This is a genomic window from Nguyenibacter vanlangensis, from assembly GCF_013376155.1.
Lineage (GTDB): Bacteria > Pseudomonadota > Alphaproteobacteria > Acetobacterales > Acetobacteraceae > Gluconacetobacter > Gluconacetobacter vanlangensis.
Genome location: NZ_JABXXP010000616.1, coordinates 1 through 1,649, shown reverse-complemented (window position 1 = coordinate 1,649; position 1,649 = coordinate 1). Strand labels below are relative to the sequence as shown.

Annotated in this window: 3 protein-coding genes; all 3 read left to right on the top strand. The window is 69.0% G+C overall.

The window, feature by feature from the left end:
- On the top strand, positions 1-532 hold a 532-nt coding region (locus tag HUK84_RS17280; RefSeq protein ID WP_218064441.1), incomplete at its 5' end, for a putative glycoside hydrolase.
- Between the two features lie 159 nt (positions 533-691).
- Positions 692-1,342, top strand: a complete 651-nt coding sequence (locus HUK84_RS17275) for a cytochrome c3 family protein (RefSeq protein WP_176641362.1) — start codon at positions 692-694, stop codon at positions 1,340-1,342.
- A 29-nt stretch (positions 1,343-1,371) separates the two neighbouring features.
- Positions 1,372-1,649 (top strand): hypothetical protein (locus HUK84_RS17270; RefSeq protein ID WP_176641361.1); only part of this gene is annotated, 278 nt, incomplete at its 3' end.

Genomic DNA, 1,649 nt, shown 5'->3' with positions numbered 1-1,649 from the left:
CTTGCCGGGCGCGGCCAGCCAGGCCGGCCGCGTCGCCGCCGTCACGGCGTTCCTGGCCGAGGCGCGCCGGCAGCTTCTGCCCTATAACGTCTATCTGGCCACCACGATTTTCGGCTACGTCGCGTGGAACCGGGACGATACCGGCATCGGGCAGCAACTGGAACGCATGGCGCCCCTGGTCGATTACCTGTCGCCCATGCTCTACCCGTCGGGCTTTACCTTCGGCATTCCCGGCGTCGGCGCGCCGACGCGCCACCCCTATGAGATCGTCTATCGCAGTCTGGAGATGGCGCGGCGGCGCCTGGATATTTCGCCGAAACGCTTCCGCCCGTGGCTGCAGGCGTTTCGGGATTACGCATTCGACCGCAGTCCGTTCGGGCCGGACGAGATCGCCGCGCAGATCCGGGCCGCGACCGATTTCGGGTCCGATGGGTGGATGGTATGGAATCCGCGCAACGTCTATGACGCGCTGCCCGCGAGCGCGTCCATGTCCGCGACCGCGCCCATGCCCGTCATCGCGGCGGGGCGTTAATCCGACCCGGCGGCCGATCACCGGCCGGCATCGTCCAGAAACCCGAAGGACGAAACGGACGTTGTCCGGCCGGCCGCGGAACGCGGCCCAGCAATGGAGGTGCGCATGCCGCCGATCCCGCCCCTGCCCGCCCTCCGGCGCTGATCCGGATGGCCGGCCATGGCGCTGTTCAGCCCCGTCAGCAATCTTTACGCCCGGATCGGCGTGATTGCGGTCGCGCTGCTGCTGGCGGGCGGCGTGGGATGGTGGCTGGCATGGCCGCGCACGCATTATGCGCGCGGCGTGGGGTTCGATCGCGACCAGCCGGTGCCGTTCAGCCACCAGCATCACGTCGCAGGCCTGGGGATCGATTGCCGGTTCTGCCACAGCACGGTCGAGATCTCGTCGGACGCGGGGATGCCGCCGACCTATACCTGCATGACCTGCCATTCGCAGATCTGGACCAATGCCGCCCTGCTGGCGCCGGTGCGCCGCAGCCTGGCCGAAAACCGCCCGATCGCCTGGCGGCGGATCACCGACCTGCCGGATTATGTCTATTTCAACCATGCGATCCACGTCGCCAAGGGCGTGGGCTGCGCGTCCTGCCATGGGGCGGTGGCCACCATGCCGCTGATGTACAAGCAATATAGCCTGACCATGGCGTTCTGCCTGGCATGTCATCGCAACCCCGGGCCGAACTTACGCCCCGCCGATGCGATCTTCGATACGGAATGGGTGCGCGGCCCGTCGACCCCGCCGCCGGCCGCGCTGATGGCGCGCTACGGGATCGGGGGGCGCAACCTGACCGAATGTTCGATCTGTCATCGCTAAATGTCCGGTCACGGAACAGCGAGGCCCGCATGGATGAGATTGCCGGCATGGACGCCGCACGCAGCGTTGCCGATGCCTGTCGCGGCCGCTGGCACAGGCTGCTGGACGACCCGGCGCACCTGACCGGGCATGTTCCGGCGCTGGACGGGCCGGCCGGTCACAGGCTGGGACGGCGGCAGGTGATGCAGGCCGTGGCGGCATCGCTGATGCTGGATGGGCTGGCGGGGTGCGGCCCGGGCGAATCCCTGTTTCCCGCCGTGCGCGCGCCGGCGGGGCTCGTGCCGGGGCGGCCGGACCATTATGCCCG